Here is a 20,614-nt window from a genome sequence, read left to right as displayed (position 1 = left end):
TGAGGCGGATGGCCGGACCTGTCAAGGTGGAGGCCATGTCTGGGCGATCAACAGCCCTTGCATTTGACGTGATGTCTGCTTTGCAGAACAGGCTGTCGTTTGAAAAAATCAACGTCTATGCCTTGCAATCGGCACCCCGCCTGCGCCATCTCGACGGTATGAAGATCGCCTTTTACGCGCCGCTCAAATCGATCAACCATCCGGTGCCCTCCGGCGACCGCCTGATGGCGCGCCAGATTTTTGGCGCTTTGTCCATCGGCGGCCATGCGGTGGAGACGGTGTCGGAGTTCCGCTCCTTTTCCGCCACATCAGAGGTGCCACCGGAGCAGGAAGAGATTGCGGCAGCCGAGCGGGAGAGGATTGCGGCTTTGTGGCTGTCTCAGCGTCTGCCGGACCTCTGGTTCTGCTATCACCCTTATTATAAGGCGCCGGATCTTTTGGGGCCGGATCTCTGTCGGCAATTTTCGCTGCCGTATTTCACCGCCGAATCCTCCTATTCGAAGCGGCGCAATATCGGCGGCTGGGCGCTGTCTCAGGAAAAAGTGCTTTCCGGCATCCAGCAGGCGCGCGCCAATATCTGCCTCACTCGTCGCGATAAGCAGGGGCTGATGGAGGTTGCGCCGCAAGCCCGGTTTGTGCGTCTGTTGCCCTTCATCGATCCCACCCTGTTTCTGGCACGCGAACCCCGCCCGGAACCCGGCCATCTGGTAACGGTTGCCATGATGCGGCCGGGAGACAAGCTGAGCAGTTATACGGCTCTTGGCACTGCGCTGTCGCGGCTGTCCGATCTTCCATGGCGGCTGACCGTCATCGGGGACGGGCCGGCGCGCCCAGAGGTGGAGCAAGCGTTTGCCGAGGCGCTGCCGGCGGGCCGCGTCACCTTCCTCGGCCAGCAGGAGCGGGAGGCGGTGGCAAAAAGCCTGTCTGGCGGCTCCATCTACCTCTGGCCGGGGCATGGCGAGGCCTATGGGCTTGCCTATCTGGAAGCGCAGGCGGCGGGGCTGCCTGTTGTGGCCGAAGAGGTCGCCGGCGTGCCGGAAGTGGTGGAAGATGGCCGCACCGGCCTGTTGACGCCGCCGGGGGATGTGCAAGCCTATGCAGACGCTATCCGCAAGCTGTTGACGGATGAGGCAGAACGGGTGCGATTATCCGTCAATGCACGGCGTATGGTGGCCGAGGAGCGGTCGCTGTCCGCTGCCGCCGACCGGCTGCACCAGATCATTGAAACCCGTATGGAAGAAACCGCATGAGCCGGAACGCCCTGGAGACACATCTGGATGGGTTGGCGCAGGAGGGGAGGGCAGTCACCCTCTGGCTGCGCGACGACGATGCGGTGCTGCCGACGCCGGCTCTCGACCGGCTGCTATCCCTCACCGAAACCCATGCCGTGCCCCTGACGCTTGCCGTTATTCCCGAAGAGACCGGAGCGCCGCTGGCAGAACGGCTGGTATCGGCGCCGCTTGCGTCAGTTGCCGTACATGGCTGGTCGCATCGCAGTTATTCCACGCCTCCCGCCAAGAAGCAGGAGCTTGGCCTTGATCGTCCGCTGGAGACGGTGACCGGCGAGTTGCGGGCCGGCCTTCAAAAGCTCCAGCAGCTTTACCCCACGCAGTTGCTGCCCATGCTCGTTCCACCCTGGAACCGCATTGCACCTGAAATTGTCGAGCAATTGCCGGCGCTCGGCTTTACATCGCTTTCGGTCTTCGGCCGTGAAAAACCGGCGCCGCTTGCCGTCCTCAACACCCATGTCGACATCATGGACTGGCACGGCACCCACGGCGGAAAGACGGCCGAGGCGCTGTTTGGCGAGGTGCTGGATTATCTCGCCAGCGAAAACCCTGTCCGCGCCATAGGCATCCTCACCCACCATCTGGTGCATGATGCGGCGGCCTGGGATTTTCTGGGAGAGCTTTTTGCGCTGGCGGCCGCGCATCCCGCCTGCCGCTGGGCAAGCGCCTCCGATATTCTGGCCGCCTGACGGCTACCAGGACTTCCAGCCGATCAGCAGGCCGCCATCCCCTGCCGTCGCTTGCCGCCTTGCGTCCTCGACTTGCAATGCCGGTGCGCGGCGGGCAAGGTTGGCTGCGACGAGTCCCGCATGCGGAACGGTGAACGTGGTGCCGCGAAAGAGCAGCGTCATCACCAGCGGCCCGGTCGACCACCAGGCCGGTCCATCCGGCAAAAGCTGCGTCACCTCGGGCAAAATGTCGAGGAGGCGCTTGAAGACGGGGTGGCCGGCAGGCGTCGCGATAAAGGAATTGGTGAGAAGCAGGCTTCCCATCCCGGTGTTGCGCGGCGTGTCCTCGGCCAGTGCCGAAAGCCCCGTCAACGGCAGCAGATCGGCAAAACTTATGTCGTCGCGGGCCGGATACCAGTCGCAATCGAGATAGATACCACCCTCGGCAAACAGCACGAAATAGCGGGCGATATCGACGGCACCCGGAAAATCACCCTCGGCCATCATGCGCTGAAAGGCCGTATGGCTTTCGACGCCAAGCGCCTGCAGATCCGCTTCCCGCCACAGCCGGTATTCGAGGCCGTTCCTCTCAGCATGCGCCCGCCAGGCTTCCACAGCTGGGGGAACGGCGAGATCCCCGAGCCAGATCTGGTGCAGCACGCGCGGCACGTGCTCTCGGTTGAGGTTGTTCATCTGCCGCCGTTCGGCACCATCGAAACGGGTGAGAGGGGCAAGCAGCGACGGCGGAGGCACCAGCGTGTGCTGCAGGCCCAGCCGTTCCACCACCTGACCTTCAGCCTTTGCCAGCTTCAGCCTCGCCGAATGCAACTTTCGCGGATAACCAAGCACCGTGCGGCCCCCGAGAGTGGGGTCGTTCATGATCGCTTCATCCGTCAGGAGAGCGCCCAAGTACCGGCGCGCCTCATCATGCGCGCCGCTATCGATCAGCGCGCGCAATTCCTTCAGACGGGCCCGCGGGCTCATGGTGGTCTCTCTCTCGGTCATCGGCACCTGCTTCATTGGCAATCGGAGACCGAACTGCAACGATCGGCATTATTCAGTCGAAACATTCAAGCCCTGCATCGATTTACATGGGAACTGTCATCTTCCCGAAACGGTTGTTGCGGCAGATCCTCAGCTCGAACGAGGCTGCCACTGTTGTAGGTGTTGATCATGGACACAGGCAATATGCTGAGATACGGTTGATGAAAACAACAATGGGAACGCGCCTTTGGCAATCGCGCCACAAGGCTTCCGGGAATCACAATGCATGATTGAGCGTGCAGATCTGCTCCATATCGATGGACTGTCTGTTTCCTTCCCCATGTGGGGTGGCAGCATCGATGCCGTCAAGACCATCTCGATGCGGATTTGTCCGGGCAAGGTCACCGCACTGGTCGGTGAGTCCGGATCCGGAAAATCCGTGCTCGGCCGCTCGGTGATGGGGATCGAGGCGGCCACCGCGCGCATTTCCGGCCGCGTGCTGTTCAACGACCCCGATACCGGTGAAACGCACGACCTTCTGTCGCTTCCGCATGACGGACGCCAGATCCGCGCGATCCGCGGCAACCGCATCGGCATGATCTTTCAGGAGCCGATGACCTCGTTTTCGCCCATGCACACCGTGGGCAACCAGATCGAGGAAGTGCTGCGCGTCCACACCGTCTTGTCGCCTACGGAACGGCTGGAACGCTGTCGTGAAATGCTGGGGCTTGTCGGTTTTGCCGATCCGGCCCGCGCGTTTGAAATGTATCCGTTCGAGCTTTCGGGCGGCATGCGCCAGCGTGCGATGATTGCCATGGCGCTGATCTGCAAGCCATCGCTGCTGATTGCCGACGAGCCGACGACGGCGCTTGATGTGACCATCCAGGCGCAGATCCTGAAGCTCCTGCGGGACCTCCAGTCGAAGCTTGGCATGGCCATGCTGCTGATCACCCATGATCTCGGTGTCGTCGCCAGCATGGCGGATGAAGTGGTGGTGGTCTATCGCGGCGAGGTGATGGAATCCGGTCCCGTCGAGGCGATCTTCCGCCATGCCGGCCATGCCTATACCAAGGGGTTGATGGCAGCCGTGCCCGACTTCGATCTGCCGCGCGATGAACGCCTGAAGCCGCTGCGCGAAATCAAGGTGCATGCCGAGGGGCTGATCGACAAGGCGCGCAGCACGGCTGTTCTGCCGGACGTGCTTCTCAGCGTGCGCGGCGTGTCCAAATCCTTTTCCTCCAAGCGCGGCGGCGGCTTTGGCATGCGCCCGCCACCGCCGACGCTTGCCGTCAACGATGTCTCGTTCGAGATCCGTCGTGGCGAAACGCTCGGCCTTGTCGGCGAAAGCGGCTGTGGCAAGACGACGCTGAGCAAGATCCTGATGCGCGGCGTGACGCCGGACGCCGGCCAGATCCTCTTCAGCGGCGAAGGCAAGCCGATCGATGTGCTGAAGGCGCAAGGGGATGAACTCGACATCCTGCGCACCCGCATCCAGATGGTGTTCCAGGACCCGGTCTCGTCGCTTTCGCCGCGCATGACGGTGCGCAACATCATCAGCGAGCCCTTAGAAATCCACAGGCGCGGCAATGCGCAGGCGCGTCTGGACGCAACCCTTCGCCTCGTTAACGCCATCGGCCTGCCGGAAAATTCGATCAGTCGTTATCCGCACAGCTTTTCCGGTGGCCAGCGCCAGCGCATCGGCATTGCCCGTGCGCTGGCACTCGGACCCGATCTGCTGATCTGCGACGAGCCGGTCTCGGCGCTCGATGTGTCCATCCAGGCCCAGATCCTCAATCTGATGAAGGACTTGAAGCGCGACCTTGGCCTTACCTACCTGTTCATCTCGCACAATCTGGCCGTGGTGAACTACATGGCAGACCGTGTGGCCGTGATGTATGCCGGGCGGATCGTCGAAATCGCCCCGTGCGATGTCATCATGCGCCACGCCGTGCATCCCTATACCAAAAAACTTCTGGCGGCGGTGCCGGTGCCGAACCTCGATCATCCGCTTGATTTCGATGCCATTGGCCAGCCAAGCGCTGCGGCGCGCAAGGACTGGGCACGTCAGTTCGTCAGCGAGGACGAGGGCGACGACCTCACCCATGCCGACCTCGGCGGCGGCCATTTCGTCCTTGCCCGTCGGGATGTCGATGCGCGGGAGTTGCGGCCATGATCACACGCAGACACGCATTGGCGCTTCTCGGTGGCACGCTTCTGCCGCATTCGATGCTGGGCGCTGCCATCGCCGCCTCCACGCCGGCCCAAGATGCCGCAACGGCGGCGCTGCCGCCTCTTGCCGAGCGCCTGCCGAAAAATCCGCGCGTGATCAAGTTTGCCGGCGAGGGTAAGGCGATCGGGCGGCAGGGTGGCACCCTGCGCGTGCTGATCGGGGGGCAGCGTGACATCCGCTACATGCCCATCATCTCCTATGCTCGTCTGATCGGTTATAACGAGCAGTTCGAGATGGAGCCGGACATCCTGGAAAGCTTCACCGTGGAGCGCGAGCGCGTCTTCACCTTCAAGCTGCGCGAGGGACATCGTTGGTCGGATGGCAGCCTGTTTACCTCGGAAGATTTTCGCTATGTCTGGGAAGATATGTTCCTCAACAAGGAGCTTTATCGCGGCGGTATCCCCTCCAGCATGAAGATCAATGGCAAGGCGCCGCGTTTCGAGGTGATCGACGCGCTCACCGTGCGATACAGCTGGGACGAGCCGAACCCCGATTTCCTCACCGACATTGCCTCGCCATCGCCACTCAGGCTGATGATGCCAGCCGCTTACCTGAAGCAGTTCCATCCGACCTACCAGACGGCAGACAAGCTGAAGGAGCATGTGGCGAAGAACCGCGTGGAAGACTGGGTGGCGCTGCACCAGAAGCTGTCGCGCACCGTGCGACCGGAAAATCCGGATCTTCCCTCGCTGGATGCCTGGCGCAATATCACCCCGCCGCCCGCTGGACGTTTCGTTTTCGAGCGTAATGCCTATTATCACCGGGTGGACGAGAACGGGCAGCAATTGCCCTATATCGACCGCGTTTTCTTCGACATCAGCTCAGCCGACCTGATTGCCGCAAAGACTGGAACCGGTGAAAGCGACCTGCAGTTCACCAATCTCGATTTTGCCGATTATACCTTCCTGAAGAATGCCGAGGAGCGATACCCGATCACGGTGGATCTGTGGAAACGCATCCAGGGGTCGCGTGCGGCCTTGATGCCGAACCTCAACTGCAAGGATCCGGTGTGGAACGCGCTGTTTCGGGATGTCCGGGTGCGCCGCGCGCTGTCGCTTGCCGTCAACCGCCACGAAATCAACATGGCGGTGTTTTTTGGCCTGGCCAAGGAGAGCGCCAACACGGTTCTGCCGCAGAGCCCGCTGTTTAAGCCGCACTACCGCGATGCCTGGACGACCTACGATCCTGATGAGGCCAATCGCCTGTTGGACGAGGTGGGACTGACCGGCCGTCGCCACGATGGCCTTCGCCTGCTGCCCGACGGGCGGTATGCCAAGGTGATTGTCGAAACGACGGGCGAGCACAGCGTCGATACGGATATCCTCGAGCTGATCCACGATCACTGGCTGGAAATCGGCATCAAGATTTTTGTGCGCACCTCGCAGCGTGAGCTGCTGCGCCGCCGCGTCAAGGGTGGCGATACGATCATGACCATCTCCGCCGGCCTCGACAACGGCGTGCCCACAGCCGACATGTCGCCGAAGGATCTGGCACCGACCAGCGACGACCAGATGCAATGGCCGCTCTGGGGGCTTTATTCCTACTCCGGCGGAAGCGACGGGCAGGCCCCCGACATGCCGGAAGCCATCCGCCTCAACGAACTTCTGGGCAAATGGCGCAATTCGGAAACCGAGGACGAGCGGGAAGCCGTGTGGCACGACATGCTCTCTCTTCACGCCGAACAGGTTCTCACCATTGGCACCGTCAACGCCACGCTGCAGCCGGTCGTGCATTCCACGCGGCTGCGCAATGTGCCGAAGGACGGGCTCTACGGCTTCGATCCCATGTCCTATCTCGGCGTCTACAGGCCCGACACATTCTGGTACGATCAAGATGCGTGAGATGATCCGCTACATCCTCTGGCGTTTTATGGTGATGATCCCGACGCTGGTGCTGATCTCCATGCTGATCTTCACCATCATCGAACTGCCGCCGGGCGATTACTTCGAAAGTTATGTCGAGGAGTTGAAGGCGATCGGCGAAAAGGCCGACATGCAGGAGATCGAGGCTCTGCGCGCCCGCTACGGCTTCGACCAACCGCTGCCGATCCGTTATGTGCATTGGGTTGGCGGCATGCTGACCGGCGATTTCGGCTATTCCTTCGAATACCGCATGCCGGTGACCGACGTGGTGGGCGACCGGTTGTGGCTGACGGTTCTGGTCTCCACCGTCACCATCATCCTCACATGGCTCTTGGCCTTCCCGATCGGCATCTACTCGGCCACGCATCAATATAGCTGGGGCGATTATGGCTTGACGCTGCTGGGGCTGATCGGCCTTGCGGTGCCCAATTTCGTGCTGGCGCTAGTGTTGATGTATCTTGCCAATATCTGGTTCGGCACCTCCATCGGCCATCTGATGGACCAGAAATATCTCGCCGAACCGATGAGCTGGGACAAGTTCCGTTCGATCCTCGAACACATCTGGATCCCGGTCATCATCATCGGGACGGCCGGAACCGCCGGCATGGTGCGCCGCGTGCGCGCAAACCTGCTCGACGAGTTGCACAAGCAATATGTGATGACGGCGCGGGCCAAAGGCCTGCATCCGTTCAAGGTGCTGATCAAATATCCGCTGCGCATGTCGCTCAACTTCTTCATCTCGGATATCGGCTCTGTGCTGCCGGCGGTCATTTCCGGCGCTGAAATCACCGCTGTCGTGCTGTCGCTGGAAACGACAGGGCCGATGCTGATCCGCGCGCTGCAGAGCCAGGACATGTATCTGGCGGGGTCGTTCCTGATGTTCCTCGCCTTCCTCACCGTGATCGGCGTGCTCATTTCCGATATCGCGCTTGCCATCCTCGATCCGCGGATCCGCCTGCGCGGAGGAGCCACGAAATGACCTCGCGCACCGATACCTCGTCCAACATCCTGCCGCATTATGTGCGCGATACGCCGTTCGACCCGAATGCCGACGATGCCGCCGCCGGCATCATGCCGGCCGATCAGGCCTCGCAGCTGAGGTTGATGTGGTGGCGCTTTCGCCGCCACCGGCTGGCGCTTGCCTCGGGCATCGCGCTTCTCCTTGCCTATCTGATGATCGTGATCGTGGAGTTTATCGCGCCCTACAAGGTGCATACCCGCAATGTCGAATTCATCTATTCGCCGCCGCAATCGGTGCATCTTTTCCATGAGGGCAGTTTTGTCGGCCCCTTCGTCTACGGCCAGACCATGCGGCTCGACATGCAGACGCTGCAGCGGGTCTATACGCCAGACAAGACGGATATTCAGCCACTGCGCTTCTTCTGCCATGGCGAGCCCTACAAGTTCTGGGGGATGGTGGATGCCGACCTGCATCTGGTCTGCCCGCCGGAAAACAGCCAGTTCTTCTGGCTGGGCACCGACCGGCTTGGCCGCGATATCCTGTCGCGTATCCTCTATGGCGCACGTATTTCGCTCACCATCGGCCTTCTCGGCGTCATGACGAGTTTCGTTCTCGGCATTGTGATCGGTGGCCTTGCCGGATACTGGGGCGGCTGGTTTGATCTCGTCGTGCAGCGGGTGATCGAGGTGCTGCAGTCCATCCCGAGCATTCCGCTCTGGCTGGCACTTGCCGCGATCCTGCCGGTCGACTGGAGCCCGCTTCTCATCTATCTCGGCATTACCTTTATCCTCGGTCTCCTCGACTGGACGGGGCTTGCGCGCGCGGTGCGCTCCAAGCTTCTGGCGCTGCGGGAAGAGGATTATGTGCTGGCAGCGCAGATGATGGGAGCGGGAAGCACGCGTGTCATCTCGCGCCACCTGATCCCCGGCTTCATGTCACATCTGATCGCCAGCGCGACGCTCACCATCCCCAGCATGATACTTGGGGAAACCACGCTGAGTTTCCTCGGGCTCGGGCTTCGCCCGCCCATTACCAGCTGGGGTGTTCTGCTCACGGAAGCGAGAACGGTCAGTGTTCTGGCGCTCTATCCGTGGCTGCTCTTTCCCGTCATCCCGGTCATTTTCGTGATCCTTGCCTTCAATTTCCTGGGCGATGGCCTTAGGGATGCTGCCGACCCATATAAATAGCAACCGAACGGATTGCGCGGGGAGGCGTTGTCCGGCAACTGAACTCGACGGAGAAGACTGAGCATGCCAAGACGCCTTGGGAACGCTCGTATCCTGATGTACAGCCACGATACGTTCGGGCTTGGCCATTTGAGACGCTGCCGCACGATTGCCCATTCACTGGTTGAGGACTATCGTGGCCTCAACGTTCTGATCATTTCCGGCGCCACGATCGCCGGCGCTTTCGATTATCGCGCCCGCGTGGATTTCGTGAAAATCCCCAGCGTCATCAAGCTGCGGAACGGCGAATACACCTCCATGGACCAGCACATCGACCTGCACGAGACCATGAAGATGCGCCAGTCGATCATCCGCCATACGGCCGAAACCTTCGAACCTGATATCTTCATCATCGACAAGGAGCCGCTTGGCCTGCGCAGTGAGGTGGAGGATACGCTCGCATATCTGAAGACCCGCGGCACGACGCTGGTGCTTGGCCTGCGCGACGTGATGGATGCACCGCATCTTCTGGAGGCCGAATGGAAACGCAATGATGTGCTGCGCAAGATCGGAAATCTCTATGATGATGTCTGGGTCTATGGCCCCCCGGATTTCTACGATCCGCTGACCGGCATCGACATTCCGCATTCGGTGCGCTCCAAGATGAATTTTGTCGGTTTCCTGCAGCGCAAGGCGTCGCTTGAGCCGAGCACCTCCCAGGCCGGCCGCGAGGATTACCTGCTGGTGACCACCGGTGGCGGCGGCGATGGCGCCGATCTGGTGCGCGACGTGATTGCCGCTTACGAGGCAGACCCGACGCTCACCCACAAGGCGGTGATCGTGCTGGGGCCTTATATGTCAGGCGAGCAGCGCTTGCGCTTCAAGGAGGCGTGTGAAGGCAACCCGCTTCTCGAAATCATCGAGTTCGATAACCGCATGGAAGACCGCATTGCCGGTGCCAAGGCCGTGATTGCCATGGGCGGTTACAATACCTATTGCGAAATCCTGTCCTTCGACAAACCGGCGCTGATCGTTCCCCGCACGCAGCCGCGCGAGGAACAGTTGATCCGCGCGACACGGGCAAGCGAACTCGGCCTGGTCAGCATGGTCTCAGGGGAAGAGTCCGTTGATCCCGTCAAGTTCGCCGCGGCCATCAAGGATGTGTTGCAGCGTGATCCGCCATCGGTCAGCGCCCCCGGCATGCATATGGAAGGCCTGCCCAATATTTCGCGCATCGTGGCGGACTGGTTCAAGCGCAAGGGCTCCTATCATCTGTCGCTCGCGCAGGGCTGAAATCACATGAAAAAGATCCTCGTCCTGCTGAAAGGCTATCCCCGCCTGTCGGAAACCTTTATCGCGCAGGAATTGCTGGGGCTGGAGCGGGCGGGATTTGACCTCGAACTGGTCGCCATGCGTCGCCCGACCGACAAGAAGCGGCACCCGGTACACGATGAGATCCGCGCAAAGGTCTGGTATCTGCCGGAATATTTGCACGAAGAACCGTGGCGCGTGCTGAAGGCCATCGCAAAGGTTGCCCGTCGGCCGGGATTTGTCCCGGCAACGCGGGCTTTCCTGAAGGATCTCGCGCGCGATGTCTCGCGCAACCGCTTTCGCCGCTTCGGACAGGCGGCCGTGCTGGTGGCGGAATGGCCTGAAGATGCCGAATGGCTGCATGTGCATTTCATCCACACGCCCGCCTCCGTCGCGCGCTATGCCAGCATGATCGGCACCATTCCCTGGACGGTCTCGGCCCATGCCAAGGATATCTGGACCTCGCCCGACTGGGAGCTTGAGGAAAAGCTCGGGGCTGCCGATTGGGCCGTTACCTGCACCCGTGTCGGTTTTGACCAGTTGACCATGCTGTCGCGCGGAAAAAACAACGTGCATCTGAGCTATCATGGCCTGGATCTCGATCGTTTTCCGCATTTTGACGCAGAGCGTCCGGCCCGCAACGGTTCCGATCCTCAAGCCCCCGTTCGTTTGTTGAGTGTTGGCCGCGCCGTGCCGAAAAAGGGCTATGACGTGCTGTTGCAGGCGCTGGCAAAGCTGCCGGCCGACCTTGCCTGGCATTTCACCCATATCGGCGGCGGCGATGAACTGGCGCGGTTGAAGCCACTGGCGGAAAACCTTGGGCTTGCCGGGCGGATCACCTGGAAGGGCGCGCTCGACCAGCGCGACGTACTGCAACATTACCGCGACAGCGACCTTTTTACGCTCGCCTGCCGGATTACCGCCGATGGCGACCGCGACGGGCTGCCCAATGTCATGGTGGAGGCGGCAAGCCAGGGCCTGGCGGTTGTATCCACCACCGTTTCAGGTATTACCGAACTCTTCGAGGATGGAGAAAACAGCCTGCTCGTTGCGCCGGATGCTCCGGATGCGCTGTCCGCAGCGCTTGCGCGGATGATCGGCGATCCGCAGCTGCGCTTTACCCTTGCGCAAAAGGCCGAGCACAAGGTGCGCACGCAGTTTGACCATCACAACAGCATCCGCGATCTGGAGCGGCTGTTTGCAGCAAGCTGGACAAGGAGCGCCTGACGTGACGGAAGCAATCATCGAGACGGTAAAAGCGCCCCGGAAAATTTTCTTCTACGTCCAGCACTTGCTGGGCATCGGCCATCTGGTGCGCGCCAGCCGCATTGCCGAGGCGCTTCATGCGGCCGGCATGGATGTGACGCTGGTGACGGGCGGCAATGCCATCGAAGGGTTTCCGGGCCAGAATGTCCGCCATGTGCAACTGCCCGCCGTTCTCTCCTCCAGCACCGGCTTTTCCGGCCTGATCGATGAAAACGGCCGTCGCGTCGATGACCGGTTCGAGGCACGGCGCACAGCACTCCTTATCGAAGCCTTCCATGAGGCAGCCCCCAATGCCGTGCTGATCGAGGCTTTTCCTTTTGGCCGTCGCCAGATGCGGTTTGAGCTTCTGCCCCTGCTGGAGGCGATCCGGCAGGTCTCTCCGCGCCCGCTTCTTTATAGTTCGGTACGCGATATCCTGCAGGAAAACCGTAAGGCCGGCCGCGACCGCGAAACCGCCGATCTGGTGGCAAACCATTTCGACGGCGTGCTGATGCATGGCGATCCGCAATTCGTCCGGCTGGAAGACACGTTTCCGCTGGCGAGCGACATTGCCGGAAAGGTGCATTACACCGGCCTCGTGGCGCCAGTCACGCCAGCGCCCTCTGCGGATCGTTTCGACGTGGTTGTGTCTGCGGGCGGCGGTGCAGTGGGGGCAGCGCTTGTCGAGGCAGCGCTTGATGCCCGCGATATCCTTGCCGATGACAAAAGCTGGTGCCTGATTGCCGGCCCCAATATGCCGGCCGAACAGTTCGATCGCCTCTCGGCGCGGGCGGGCGAAAACGTGGCGCTGGTGCGTTTCCGCACCGATTTCCCGAGCCTTCTCATGAATGCCGAACTGTCGATTTCACAGGCTGGTTACAATACGGTCTGCGATCTCTTACGAGCCCCTTGTGCCTGCGTACTCGTGCCCTTTGCCTCCGGCGGCGAAACCGAACAGACAGTGCGCGCGCAAAAGCTTGCCGACCGCGGTTTTGCCGAGGTGGTCGGGGAAACGCAACTGTCTGGAGAAACGCTGGCGGCCGCCATCGACAAGGTTCGCCAACGCCCGTTGCGGCCGCAAATGTCGATCCTGATGAACGGCGCGCAAACCACCGCTGCCATCATCGAGCGGGAGCTGGAAGAACGCGAGCCGGCGCGCGCCTGATCCGCCGGTCATTCGGATGGCTTGGACAAACGCAAGGAACTGTCAGAAAAATCCCTGACAGCTGTTTCATTTTGCTCCAAACTGGCTGACACTCCAACGGATTCGTTCTATCAACTGACCGCAAGATGCTTTGCGAGGGCGCCCGATGAACAAGAACAGCAGCGCTGATGTCTTTAATCTTGCGCCCATTGCTATGTGGATCGAAGATTTCAGCGGCGTCGCGGCGCAGTTCGACGTGTGGCGGGGCCAAGGCGTAACGGATATCCGCAGCTATCTGCGTGAAGACCTGTCGCGGGTGGCGCTGTGTGCCTCGAAGATCCGCGTTCTCGAGGTCAACCGCAAGACGCTGGACCTGTTCGAGGCGGACAGCCAGGCGCATCTGGTCGCCAATATCGATCGCGTCTTCCGGGACGACATGCTGGAAAGCCATATCAACGAGCTTTCCGCCCTGTTTGACGGCCGTACGGAATTTCTGGGCAGCGCCGTCAATTATACGCTCTCCGGCCGGCGGCTGGACATTCAGCTGCGTGGCACTGTCATGCCGGGCCACGAGCATAACCTCGACCGGATTCTCCTGACAACGGAGGATGTCACCGAGCGCGAAGATGCCCGCCGACGCGAGCTTTCGAACCGACAGTATGCGGAAGGGATCTTCCAGCATTCGCCGGTGTCCCTCTGGGTGGAGGATTTCAGCCGCATCCGGGTGATGCTTTCGGATCTGCGCGAGCAGGGGATTGTCGATTTCCGCGTGTTTACCGACGTACATCCGGAATTCGTCCGTCAGTGCATGAGCGAAATCCGCGTCATCGATGTCAATCAGGCAACGCTGGACCTGTTCTGCGCCCCGGACCGCCAGACGCTTTTGCAGCGTCTGGGCGATATTTTCCGCGACGAGATGGAAAAGCATTTTCGCGAACAGCTGGTGGAATTGTGGAACAACCACCTTTTTCATCAACGCGAAGTGGTCAACTATTCGCTCGACGGGTCCGAACGTTACGTTCTGATGCAGTTTTCCGTGCTGCCGGGCCACGAGAACGACTGGTCTCTGGTTCAGGTGGCGCTCACCGACATCACGGCGCGCAAGAAGGCGGAAGCCTATCTGGAATATCTCGGAAAATACGACGTATTGACCAAGCTGCACAATCGCGCCTTTTATGTCGATGAACTGAACCGCATGGAGCGCAAGCCGCTGCGGCCGGTGTCTGTCCTCGTCGTTGATCTCAACGGCTTGAAGGAAACCAATGACACGCTGGGCCATGACGCGGGTGATGCCCTGCTGCGGCGGATCGGTGAGGTGCTGAACGGTGCCGTCACGCGGCCGAACCACGCCGCCCGCATCGGCGGCGACGAGTTTGCAATCCTGATGCCGGGCGCCGACCGGATTGCGGCAACCGCCATGGCCGACACCATCCAGGAACTGTTGAAGATCAACAACCAGTTCTACTCGAACGCGCCGCTCAGCATTGCGCTTGGTATCGCAACCAGCGAGCAGGGCGAAAAGATCGAGTCAGTGGTGCGGCGGGCAGATGCCGTGATGTACCAGCAGAAGCGTACGTTCCAGTCCGCAAGGCAGCGGCGCGCGACAGACGAGATGGACAGCGATCATCATCCGGGCGAGCGGGTCTCTACGCTTCGCCAGCCGGCCGCCGAATAAGTCGCATCCCGCTGCAGCGATGGGAACATCAAGGGTGCTGCCGCTGTTACGCGCTGCATGACCACCCTTGCCGATGAATTTGCCCATCAAACCTATCTGCCGCTCAGCGTGATTGCGCTGCGCCTGACCATCGCGCTTGTCTGCGGCGCAATCGTCGGGTTTGAGCGGGAGTGGCATCAGCATGCGGCGGGCCTGCGCACGCATATCCTGATATGCCTGTCATCGGCGACCGTTGCCATTGCCGCAATCGAGATGACGCATCTGCCGATATTTAACTCCGACCATACGCGTCTTGACCCCCTTCGCCTGATCGAAAGCCTGACGAGCGGCGTTGCCTTTCTTGCCGCCGGCAGCATCGTTTTTGCCCGCGGCGCGGTGCGCGGGTTGACGACGGGCGCCGGCATGTGGCTTGCCGGCGCAATCGGCCTTGCCGCTGGCCTCGGCTTCTGGCAGCTGGCGGGCATCACCACGGGTTTTGCCATGCTCGTGCTCTGGCTGCTGCACAGCCTTTCGACATGGTTGAGCAGGCGTGACACACGAACATCCGGCAGCGACGGCGATCCGCGCTGAGCTGCGCCAGCAGTGCCAGCGTTTGGCCGAAAGCCCATGAATGATGCACGCGCAGGCATCCGAACATGGCAGGGAGGGGGCGCCTTGCGCTGCGTGCATAGGTGACGTGAGGCATTGCGACTGTTCGTTGGCCGCGGCCGGGTCTATATAGAGGACATCAAACGACGCCGGAGCCAAATACGGTTGCTGACGTCAAACGGAACCTCAGGAAAGGGGATCATCATGAACGTAGCACGCTCTTTCAACAATTGGCGCAAGTATCGTCAGACGGTTACTGAACTCGGCCGCATGAGCAATCGCGAGCTGAACGACCTGGGCATTGCCCGCGGCGAAATCCGCGATGTGGCCCGCTCTTCGGTCGGCTTCTAAGCCCGTCACGTGCCTTCGATTGTCGATCAGACGCCCGCCATTGCCGCGGGCGTTTTTGCGTTTGGGGCCCGGATGCCGTGCCTCGAAATGTAGGGTTACAAGCATCCCGTTTTTTGCATAGCTGCACTGCAACATAATGCCTATGAAATCCGCGAATTGGGCGTATGATCATTTTCATCGAAGCAATGCACCTCCTCCCGCAGAGCTTCGTGTGTCAGACGACCCACTCCTCCTCCCAAGGGGCGTCTGCAGAGCGGCGGCACTCCTCCTCCCGGTCGCCGTTCAGTTCTTTTCGAAAAGCCTGCCGCACCTCCTCCCGCGGCAGGCTTTTTGTTTTTCAGCCGGTCACACCGGCGATGCCGGCATCGCGCCTGCGCTTATCCTTTCATCCCAGCAAAACATCCGCAATCGAGGCAGGCCAGCGGGTCGAGGCTGCGTGCAACCGCCGCAATCGCGCAATAGGCCGATGCCACGGCGCCTTCCTGCCATCCGGGCCAGTAGCTCCAGGTATCGCCGGCGCAGAAAAAGCGGCCTGACCGTTCGAATGTGGTGATCTGCCGGTAGATATTGGGCGATGTCGTTGCCGTATCCGAGGCCCAGCCGCCCACCTGGTTCGGCATATATTGCCAGGCAATCGACAAGCCCCGGTAAACCTCGTCTTTCGCGTTCGGATGCAGCAGGCCAAGGCCGTTGCGCGCCGAGGTGATACGATCAACATTGTTCTGTCGCGCATAATTCACCGCCGGCGTGCCGCGATTGTAGGCGCCGGTCAAAATGCCGGTATGCGCGGTAAAGTCCTCCGACGGATACCAGATCTGGCCGATAATGTCGGTGGTCCAGGAAATGCCGCCGTAGATCTCGTCTTCGGTTTCCCAGAAGCGGGTCTTGCCCTGCCATCCGACCTTGATCGCCGGGGTCCAGAGGTTGGGCGTCGGATCGTCGTCGCCCCATTCACCCTTGACGGAAAATGCATCGAGCCCGTTGAGGAAGGCCTGCGGCAGACCTTCCTTGATCAGCAGGCGGTTGAGAAGAGACGGCGCTGCCGTGGAGATGCAGAAATCGAACTCGTGTCGCTGGATGCCGGCCTCGCCTGCGGCGTTGGCCGGGTTGACGCGCAGCGTCACGCCGCCGCTGCCGGGACGAATGCTGATGACAGGTGTGTTCAGCAGAACGAGGTTGCCGACCTTGGGGCTGGTGCCGGCGGCGGTCTGCAGGCTTTCGTTCCAGATTGCCGTGGCCGGCACATCCTGCAGCAGCAATTGCTGCCAGATCCGGTCCATGCCCCCGATCGGCTGCATCAGCGACGGCTGCCAGTCGATGTTGAAGCCGTTGAACAGAAATGATCCCGGCGACAGTTCCGGATTGGCGTCTGCATCGCCGATGAAGCCGGAGGCCAGGATCTTGTCGAGCGGCACGCTGTCACGCAATGTGCCGCCATCCCGCCAGCCCCCGGGCAGATGTGTATAACCCAGCCGCGAATTCGGCTGAATGGCGCCGCTGGCGTCGAGATTGCCGAACAGCCGGTACAGGTTGTCCAGCGCCTTTGCCTCGTCAGTGCCGGTGCTGCCCTTGAGCTTGATGCCCTCGCGGGCCACCTGGAACATCATCTCAGCCATTTCAGCATAAAGACTATAGGTCACCTGCGCAAAGGTGATGGGTGCCCCGTTTTCAAAGGTCTGGCTTTGGATGAGGTTGGACATGGACTGGAAGAAATACGGCTCCAGCGCCACGCCGATCTCCTGGCAGAGCGCAATGAGATTGACGTGGTTGGAGGGGATGCGCCCCGGTCCGGCATTCAAGAACAGCTCGACCGGATCCCGATCCGTATCGGGCTTCCAGTCGTCATCCATGAACTCGCAGATCTGAAGATCGGGGGCAGGGCTTGTCGCCACCTCCTGGTAACGATCGGCATACATCGCCGGAAACTGCTCGGTGCCGAGGTATTTCTTGAACCACCATTTTCGATAGTCCTGGTTGGAGGGGCGTGCGGTGAGGCTGCGTCCGCCATAACGGCTGTCGGCCTCGAACACCACGACCTTGAAGCCGGCATTGGCAAGCCGGTAAGCCGAGGTAAGGCCCGCCACGCCGGCGCCAACGATGGCGACGCTTTTTCCCCGGCCGAAATCGGCGGGAAGATCCGGCTGCGTGGTTCTGTAGGCGGCCTGCGCCTGGCCGAGATTGGAGAGAAGCGGTGGCGCAAACGCGGCGCCGGCAAGGGCTGTCATGCCGCGCAATATGGTGCGGCGTGTCCATGTAGATCTCATCCCAGTTTTCCTCCCGAGGCATGGTGAAAGATCGTGAAGCGGAACAATGCGGCTTTATGGCCCGGCTGATGCAGGGATAGGTCTTTGCAAATAAAGCAGGCAGATGCGGTGCAGCACAGTGGCCCACGGGCTGCGTGGGCAATGGTGGGCGGGCCAGACGAGACGTCATTTTATGCTGACGCTGTTCTTCTTTTAGCTGTGTCGTCGCTGACAAATATACTTAAGGTTGCTTTCTGTGCGTTGTCAACCTCAGATATTGTGATCACGCCTATCCGGCGCTTGCTTACGCTTCGGCCTGAAAACCCCGCACCCTGTGCGGCAGGACCACGGCAGCCTTATCGACCGGCGGGCGGCCGATGCACTGGTAACCCCGTCGCCTTCGGCTATAGGCGAAATGCGTTTGTCCGGCGGCATGGGTGGTGGCCAGAACACGGTAACCGTTGATGAATTCGTCTGTCACCAGCAGATCCTCGCCCCACACCCAGCCGCCATAGGCGGTGCCCTTGTCGGAGCGCAGCACCAGTTCGAAAAAATGCCCGCCGCCACTTTCGCCCATACGAAACACAAGGTCGAAATTGTCCTGATCCGCATCCTCGAACTGCCCTTGCGCAAGTCTGGCATAAGCAACCTTTGCTTCAGTCAAGGCACCGATTGCGTAAAATGGATAACCTTTGAACCACATGAACTCGGTGATCACGTAACCGACGTCATCCGCCCGTTGGTAGGGCTCTGTATATGAAGAAAATTGCAAGTAAGAAGAATTGAATGTCATGCGGTTCATCATTTCTATTTGACCGGCAGAATGGTATCCGGACGGGTTCCTCTGCTATTTAACTTCAAGAGAATCATGCACAAACAGCGTCACACCAGCGTCAAACGTTTGGCATCCTGTCTTGTGATGCCGCGTTCAGCGACGGATACTGGCAAAGAGGTGGGATCGTGAGCGGCGACCAAGGGAAACCATCCATCCGGCTGTTTGGCGCCCCCCGATGGGAAGGGGACGGCCCGGCATTTTTCCCGGCCAAGGGGTTCGTTCTCGTGGCCGCCCTTCTGCTTTCGCCCAACCAGTTTCTCACCCGTCAGGCGGCGGCCTCCCTTCTGTGGGAGGATGCCGACCAGAAGCGGGCGCTGGGAAACCTGCGGCAACTGCTGTCGCGGCTGCAACCGCTCGCAACGGAAGAGGGCGCCTTCGTCAACGCCACGGCTGCCGGTCTTGGTGCCGGTGCGCTGGCGCAAAGGTCTGATCTGGCCGTGTTCCTCTCTGCGCTGACATTGGAGGATGCCGGCCAGCGCCTGCAGACGCTTTTGAGCGTGGGCGGAGACCTGCTGGCAGGGCTTGAGGAAAACCAGGAGCAGTTTTACCTCTGGCTGATCTCCGAGCGGCAACGGTTAAAAGACCTTTTCTTTTCCGCCTTCGGCCAGACCCTTGAAGATCTCACGCGCTTTGCGATGACGAAGACCACTGAGATCGCAGCGCTTGCCGATGTGGCGCTGAGGCTGGAGCCGGAGCGGGAGGAGACGTATCGCGCCCTGATGGCCGCTTATGCGCGTGCCGGCGATATCGCCGCAAGCGACCGGATGTTCGAGACGCTCACCCGGCAATTGCTGCTGGACGGGCGAACTCCCGATCCGGCAACCCTTGCGCTGCACAGACGCAACAGAAGTTATGCCGCACCCGCTCGCGACGAGCCGCCGGCATCCGAGCCGGCCGAGGTGGCCAAGGCAGCAAAAAAACCGCGCGTCGCCTTCCTGCCGCCGGTCATCCTGGCACCGGGTGGCCTGTCCGTTCCCATCGCCTCGGCCTTTGTCGAGGATGTCGCAAACAGCCTGGTGCGCTACCGCACGTTTACCGTGCTTGCGCCGCACAGCAGCTTTGCCTCGGCAGGTGATGCGTCGGGCAAGCTTTACCAGTCCCTGCGCGCCGATTACCGCGTGCGTTCCACCCTCATCGAGCCGACGCGCCTGTCCTTTGCGCTGGTGGAGGAGGAAACAGCCGAGGTGGTATGGGCGCTGGAAGTGGCGCTGGATGCCGAGCAGGTGCATGCGGCCTTCCGGCTGCTGTCGAAACAGATTGCCGCAGCACTTGCCGAACAGATCGAAAGGCTGCAGATCGAAACCTTCCGCGCGCAAGATCCCACCGCCTATCAGCGCCTTCTGGCCGGCCAGCACCTTTTGCGCGGCAAATGCGACCTGCCGTCCTTGAGACGGGCACGGGCAGAATTCCGCAAGGCGCTGGAACTCGACCGCAAAATGGCAGCAGCGCGCGCCCGCATTGCCCAGACGCTGCAGCTGGAATGGCTGATGCTCGGCGGCGGCGATCCGCATCTTCTGCACCGGGCAAAGGCCGAGGCCGAGGCGTCGCTCGACATCGACCCGGCGTCCGGCATGGGCCACTGGATGTGCGCCGTGGTTGCGCTTTACCGGCGCGATTTCGACACGTCCGCCCAGCGCTTTTTCGAGGCCGAGGCGCTCGCCCCCAATTCCGCCGACCTGCTTTTGCAGCACGCTGATGCGCTCGCCCATTTCGGCCAGCCGGATGCCGCCTGGACCCGTTTCCAGCAGGCCATAGACCTCAACCCGCTCGCCCCCGACATCTACTGGTGGGCGGGTGCTTGCATCGCATTTAAAAGGGAGGATTACACAACTTCAGTGGAACTTTGCAGTCACATGGCAAATGATGAGCCCGCATTGCGTGTGCTGACCGCAAGCCATGCGCTTAGCGGCAATATCAATGCTGCGAGAACATATGGGCGACGCCTTCAGGAAATGTACCCGGGCCAGACAGCCAGAGACATTAGCGGCGTTTCTCCAGACAAGAACTCTCAGGACAACACGATTTTATACAACGCCCTGCGCTTGGCAGGCATCAATTAGGA

16 protein-coding genes are annotated in these 20,614 nt (G+C 61.0%); 13 read left to right on the top strand and 3 right to left on the bottom strand.

Annotation, left to right across the window (positions count from 1 at the left end; all coding sequences use genetic code 11):
* Window positions 1–158: 158 nt before the first annotated feature.
* Both AC4CWF_RS24350 and AC4CWF_RS24345 read left to right on the top strand, forming a co-directional pair.
* The gene (locus AC4CWF_RS24350) at window positions 159–1,250 is read left to right on the top strand and encodes a glycosyltransferase family 4 protein (protein ID WP_491287795.1); all 1,092 of its coding nucleotides are present in this window, start codon (window positions 159–161) and stop codon (window positions 1,248–1,250) included.
* The gene (locus AC4CWF_RS24345) at window positions 1,247–1,978 is read left to right on the top strand and encodes a polysaccharide deacetylase family protein (protein WP_491286297.1); all 732 of its coding nucleotides are present in this window, start codon (window positions 1,247–1,249) and stop codon (window positions 1,976–1,978) included. The genes AC4CWF_RS24350 and AC4CWF_RS24345 overlap by 4 nt, the downstream gene beginning before the upstream one ends.
* 3 nt (window positions 1,979–1,981) lie before the next feature.
* Here AC4CWF_RS24345 and AC4CWF_RS24340 read toward each other — a convergent pair whose 3' ends face one another.
* Window positions 1,982–2,962, bottom strand: coding sequence for a glycosyltransferase family 32 protein (locus AC4CWF_RS24340; protein ID WP_491286295.1), 981 nt, complete (start codon window positions 2,960–2,962; stop codon window positions 1,982–1,984).
* Between the two features lie 265 nt (window positions 2,963–3,227).
* Here AC4CWF_RS24340 and AC4CWF_RS24335 point away from each other — a divergent pair, with 265 nt between their 5' ends.
* From AC4CWF_RS24335 to AC4CWF_RS24290, 10 genes are all read left to right on the top strand, one after another.
* Entirely contained in the window at window positions 3,228–5,114 is a 1,887-nt protein-coding gene (locus tag AC4CWF_RS24335; RefSeq protein ID WP_491286293.1) for a dipeptide ABC transporter ATP-binding protein, read from the top strand.
* Window positions 5,111–7,012 carry an ABC transporter substrate-binding protein gene (locus AC4CWF_RS24330; RefSeq protein ID WP_491286291.1) on the top strand — a complete coding sequence of 634 codons (1,902 nt, stop codon included), beginning with the start codon at window positions 5,111–5,113 and terminating at the stop codon, window positions 7,010–7,012. The genes AC4CWF_RS24335 and AC4CWF_RS24330 overlap by 4 nt, the downstream gene beginning before the upstream one ends.
* Before the next feature lies 1 nt (window position 7,013).
* On the top strand, window positions 7,014–8,012 hold the full coding sequence (locus tag AC4CWF_RS24325; RefSeq protein WP_491286290.1) for an ABC transporter permease: 999 nt from the start codon (window positions 7,014–7,016) through the stop codon (window positions 8,010–8,012).
* Window positions 8,009–9,181, top strand: a complete 1,173-nt coding sequence (locus AC4CWF_RS24320) for an ABC transporter permease (protein WP_491286288.1) — start codon at window positions 8,009–8,011, stop codon at window positions 9,179–9,181. The genes AC4CWF_RS24325 and AC4CWF_RS24320 overlap by 4 nt, the downstream gene beginning before the upstream one ends.
* Before the next feature lie 63 nt (window positions 9,182–9,244).
* Window positions 9,245–10,453 carry a glycosyltransferase family protein gene (locus AC4CWF_RS24315; protein ID WP_491286286.1) on the top strand — a complete coding sequence of 403 codons (1,209 nt, stop codon included), beginning with the start codon at window positions 9,245–9,247 and terminating at the stop codon, window positions 10,451–10,453.
* Between the two features lie 6 nt (window positions 10,454–10,459).
* The gene (locus tag AC4CWF_RS24310; protein ID WP_491286284.1) at window positions 10,460–11,698 is read left to right on the top strand and encodes a glycosyltransferase family 4 protein; all 1,239 of its coding nucleotides are present in this window, start codon (window positions 10,460–10,462) and stop codon (window positions 11,696–11,698) included.
* 13 nt (window positions 11,699–11,711) lie between these two features.
* Window positions 11,712–12,881, top strand: a complete 1,170-nt coding sequence (locus AC4CWF_RS24305) for a glycosyltransferase family protein (protein ID WP_491287793.1) — start codon at window positions 11,712–11,714, stop codon at window positions 12,879–12,881.
* 145 nt (window positions 12,882–13,026) lie between these two features.
* A complete protein-coding gene (locus tag AC4CWF_RS24300) occupies window positions 13,027–14,535 on the top strand; it encodes a sensor domain-containing diguanylate cyclase (RefSeq protein ID WP_491286281.1) in 1,509 nt (502 codons plus the stop codon).
* A 57-nt stretch (window positions 14,536–14,592) separates the two neighbouring features.
* The gene (locus AC4CWF_RS24295) at window positions 14,593–15,105 is read left to right on the top strand and encodes an MgtC/SapB family protein (RefSeq protein ID WP_491286279.1); all 513 of its coding nucleotides are present in this window, start codon (window positions 14,593–14,595) and stop codon (window positions 15,103–15,105) included.
* 222 nt (window positions 15,106–15,327) lie between these two features.
* Entirely contained in the window at window positions 15,328–15,474 is a 147-nt protein-coding gene (locus AC4CWF_RS24290; protein WP_491286277.1) for a DUF1127 domain-containing protein, read from the top strand.
* 377 nt (window positions 15,475–15,851) lie between these two features.
* On the opposite strand, the gene AC4CWF_RS24285 is transcribed toward AC4CWF_RS24290, so the two are convergent.
* Entirely contained in the window at window positions 15,852–17,738 is a 1,887-nt protein-coding gene (locus AC4CWF_RS24285) for a flavin monoamine oxidase family protein (RefSeq protein ID WP_491286275.1), read from the bottom strand.
* Window positions 17,739–18,021: 283 nt separating this feature from the next.
* The gene (locus AC4CWF_RS24280) at window positions 18,022–18,381 is read right to left on the bottom strand and encodes a hypothetical protein (RefSeq protein ID WP_491286273.1); all 360 of its coding nucleotides are present in this window, start codon (window positions 18,379–18,381) and stop codon (window positions 18,022–18,024) included.
* A gap of 296 nt (window positions 18,382–18,677) precedes the next feature.
* On the opposite strand from AC4CWF_RS24280, the gene AC4CWF_RS24275 reads away from it, so the two are divergent.
* Window positions 18,678–20,612, top strand: a complete 1,935-nt coding sequence (locus AC4CWF_RS24275; protein ID WP_491286272.1) for a BTAD domain-containing putative transcriptional regulator — start codon at window positions 18,678–18,680, stop codon at window positions 20,610–20,612.
* Window positions 20,613–20,614: the final 2 nt, after the last annotated feature.

This window comes from Neorhizobium sp. PAMB6630, assembly GCF_058242775.1.
Note: the sequence above shows the minus strand (reverse complement) of the source record. Positions and strands in the feature narration are given on the sequence as shown.

Excerpts from the sequence above, each read along its gene's own strand:
- AC4CWF_RS24290 (WP_491286277.1), top strand. The coding sequence starts at position 15,328 with ATGAACGTAGCACGCTCTTTCAACAATTGGCGCAAGTATCGTCAGACG.
- AC4CWF_RS24315 (WP_491286286.1), top strand. The coding sequence starts at position 9,245 with ATGCCAAGACGCCTTGGGAACGCTCGTATCCTGATGTACAGCCACGAT.
- AC4CWF_RS24295 (WP_491286279.1), top strand. The coding sequence starts at position 14,593 with ATGACCACCCTTGCCGATGAATTTGCCCATCAAACCTATCTGCCGCTC.
- AC4CWF_RS24310 (WP_491286284.1), top strand. The coding sequence starts at position 10,460 with ATGAAAAAGATCCTCGTCCTGCTGAAAGGCTATCCCCGCCTGTCGGAA.
- AC4CWF_RS24345 (WP_491286297.1), top strand. The coding sequence starts at position 1,247 with ATGAGCCGGAACGCCCTGGAGACACATCTGGATGGGTTGGCGCAGGAG.
- AC4CWF_RS24325 (WP_491286290.1), top strand. The coding sequence starts at position 7,014 with ATGATCCGCTACATCCTCTGGCGTTTTATGGTGATGATCCCGACGCTG.
- AC4CWF_RS24320 (WP_491286288.1), top strand. The coding sequence starts at position 8,009 with ATGACCTCGCGCACCGATACCTCGTCCAACATCCTGCCGCATTATGTG.
- AC4CWF_RS24330 (WP_491286291.1), top strand. The coding sequence starts at position 5,111 with ATGATCACACGCAGACACGCATTGGCGCTTCTCGGTGGCACGCTTCTG.
- AC4CWF_RS24335 (WP_491286293.1), top strand. The coding sequence starts at position 3,228 with ATGATTGAGCGTGCAGATCTGCTCCATATCGATGGACTGTCTGTTTCC.
- AC4CWF_RS24340 (WP_491286295.1), bottom strand. The coding sequence starts at position 2,962 with ATGACCGAGAGAGAGACCACCATGAGCCCGCGGGCCCGTCTGAAGGAA.
- AC4CWF_RS24350 (WP_491287795.1), top strand. The coding sequence starts at position 159 with ATGAAGATCGCCTTTTACGCGCCGCTCAAATCGATCAACCATCCGGTG.
- AC4CWF_RS24300 (WP_491286281.1), top strand. The coding sequence starts at position 13,027 with ATGAACAAGAACAGCAGCGCTGATGTCTTTAATCTTGCGCCCATTGCT.
- AC4CWF_RS24285 (WP_491286275.1), bottom strand. The coding sequence starts at position 17,738 with ATGAGATCTACATGGACACGCCGCACCATATTGCGCGGCATGACAGCC.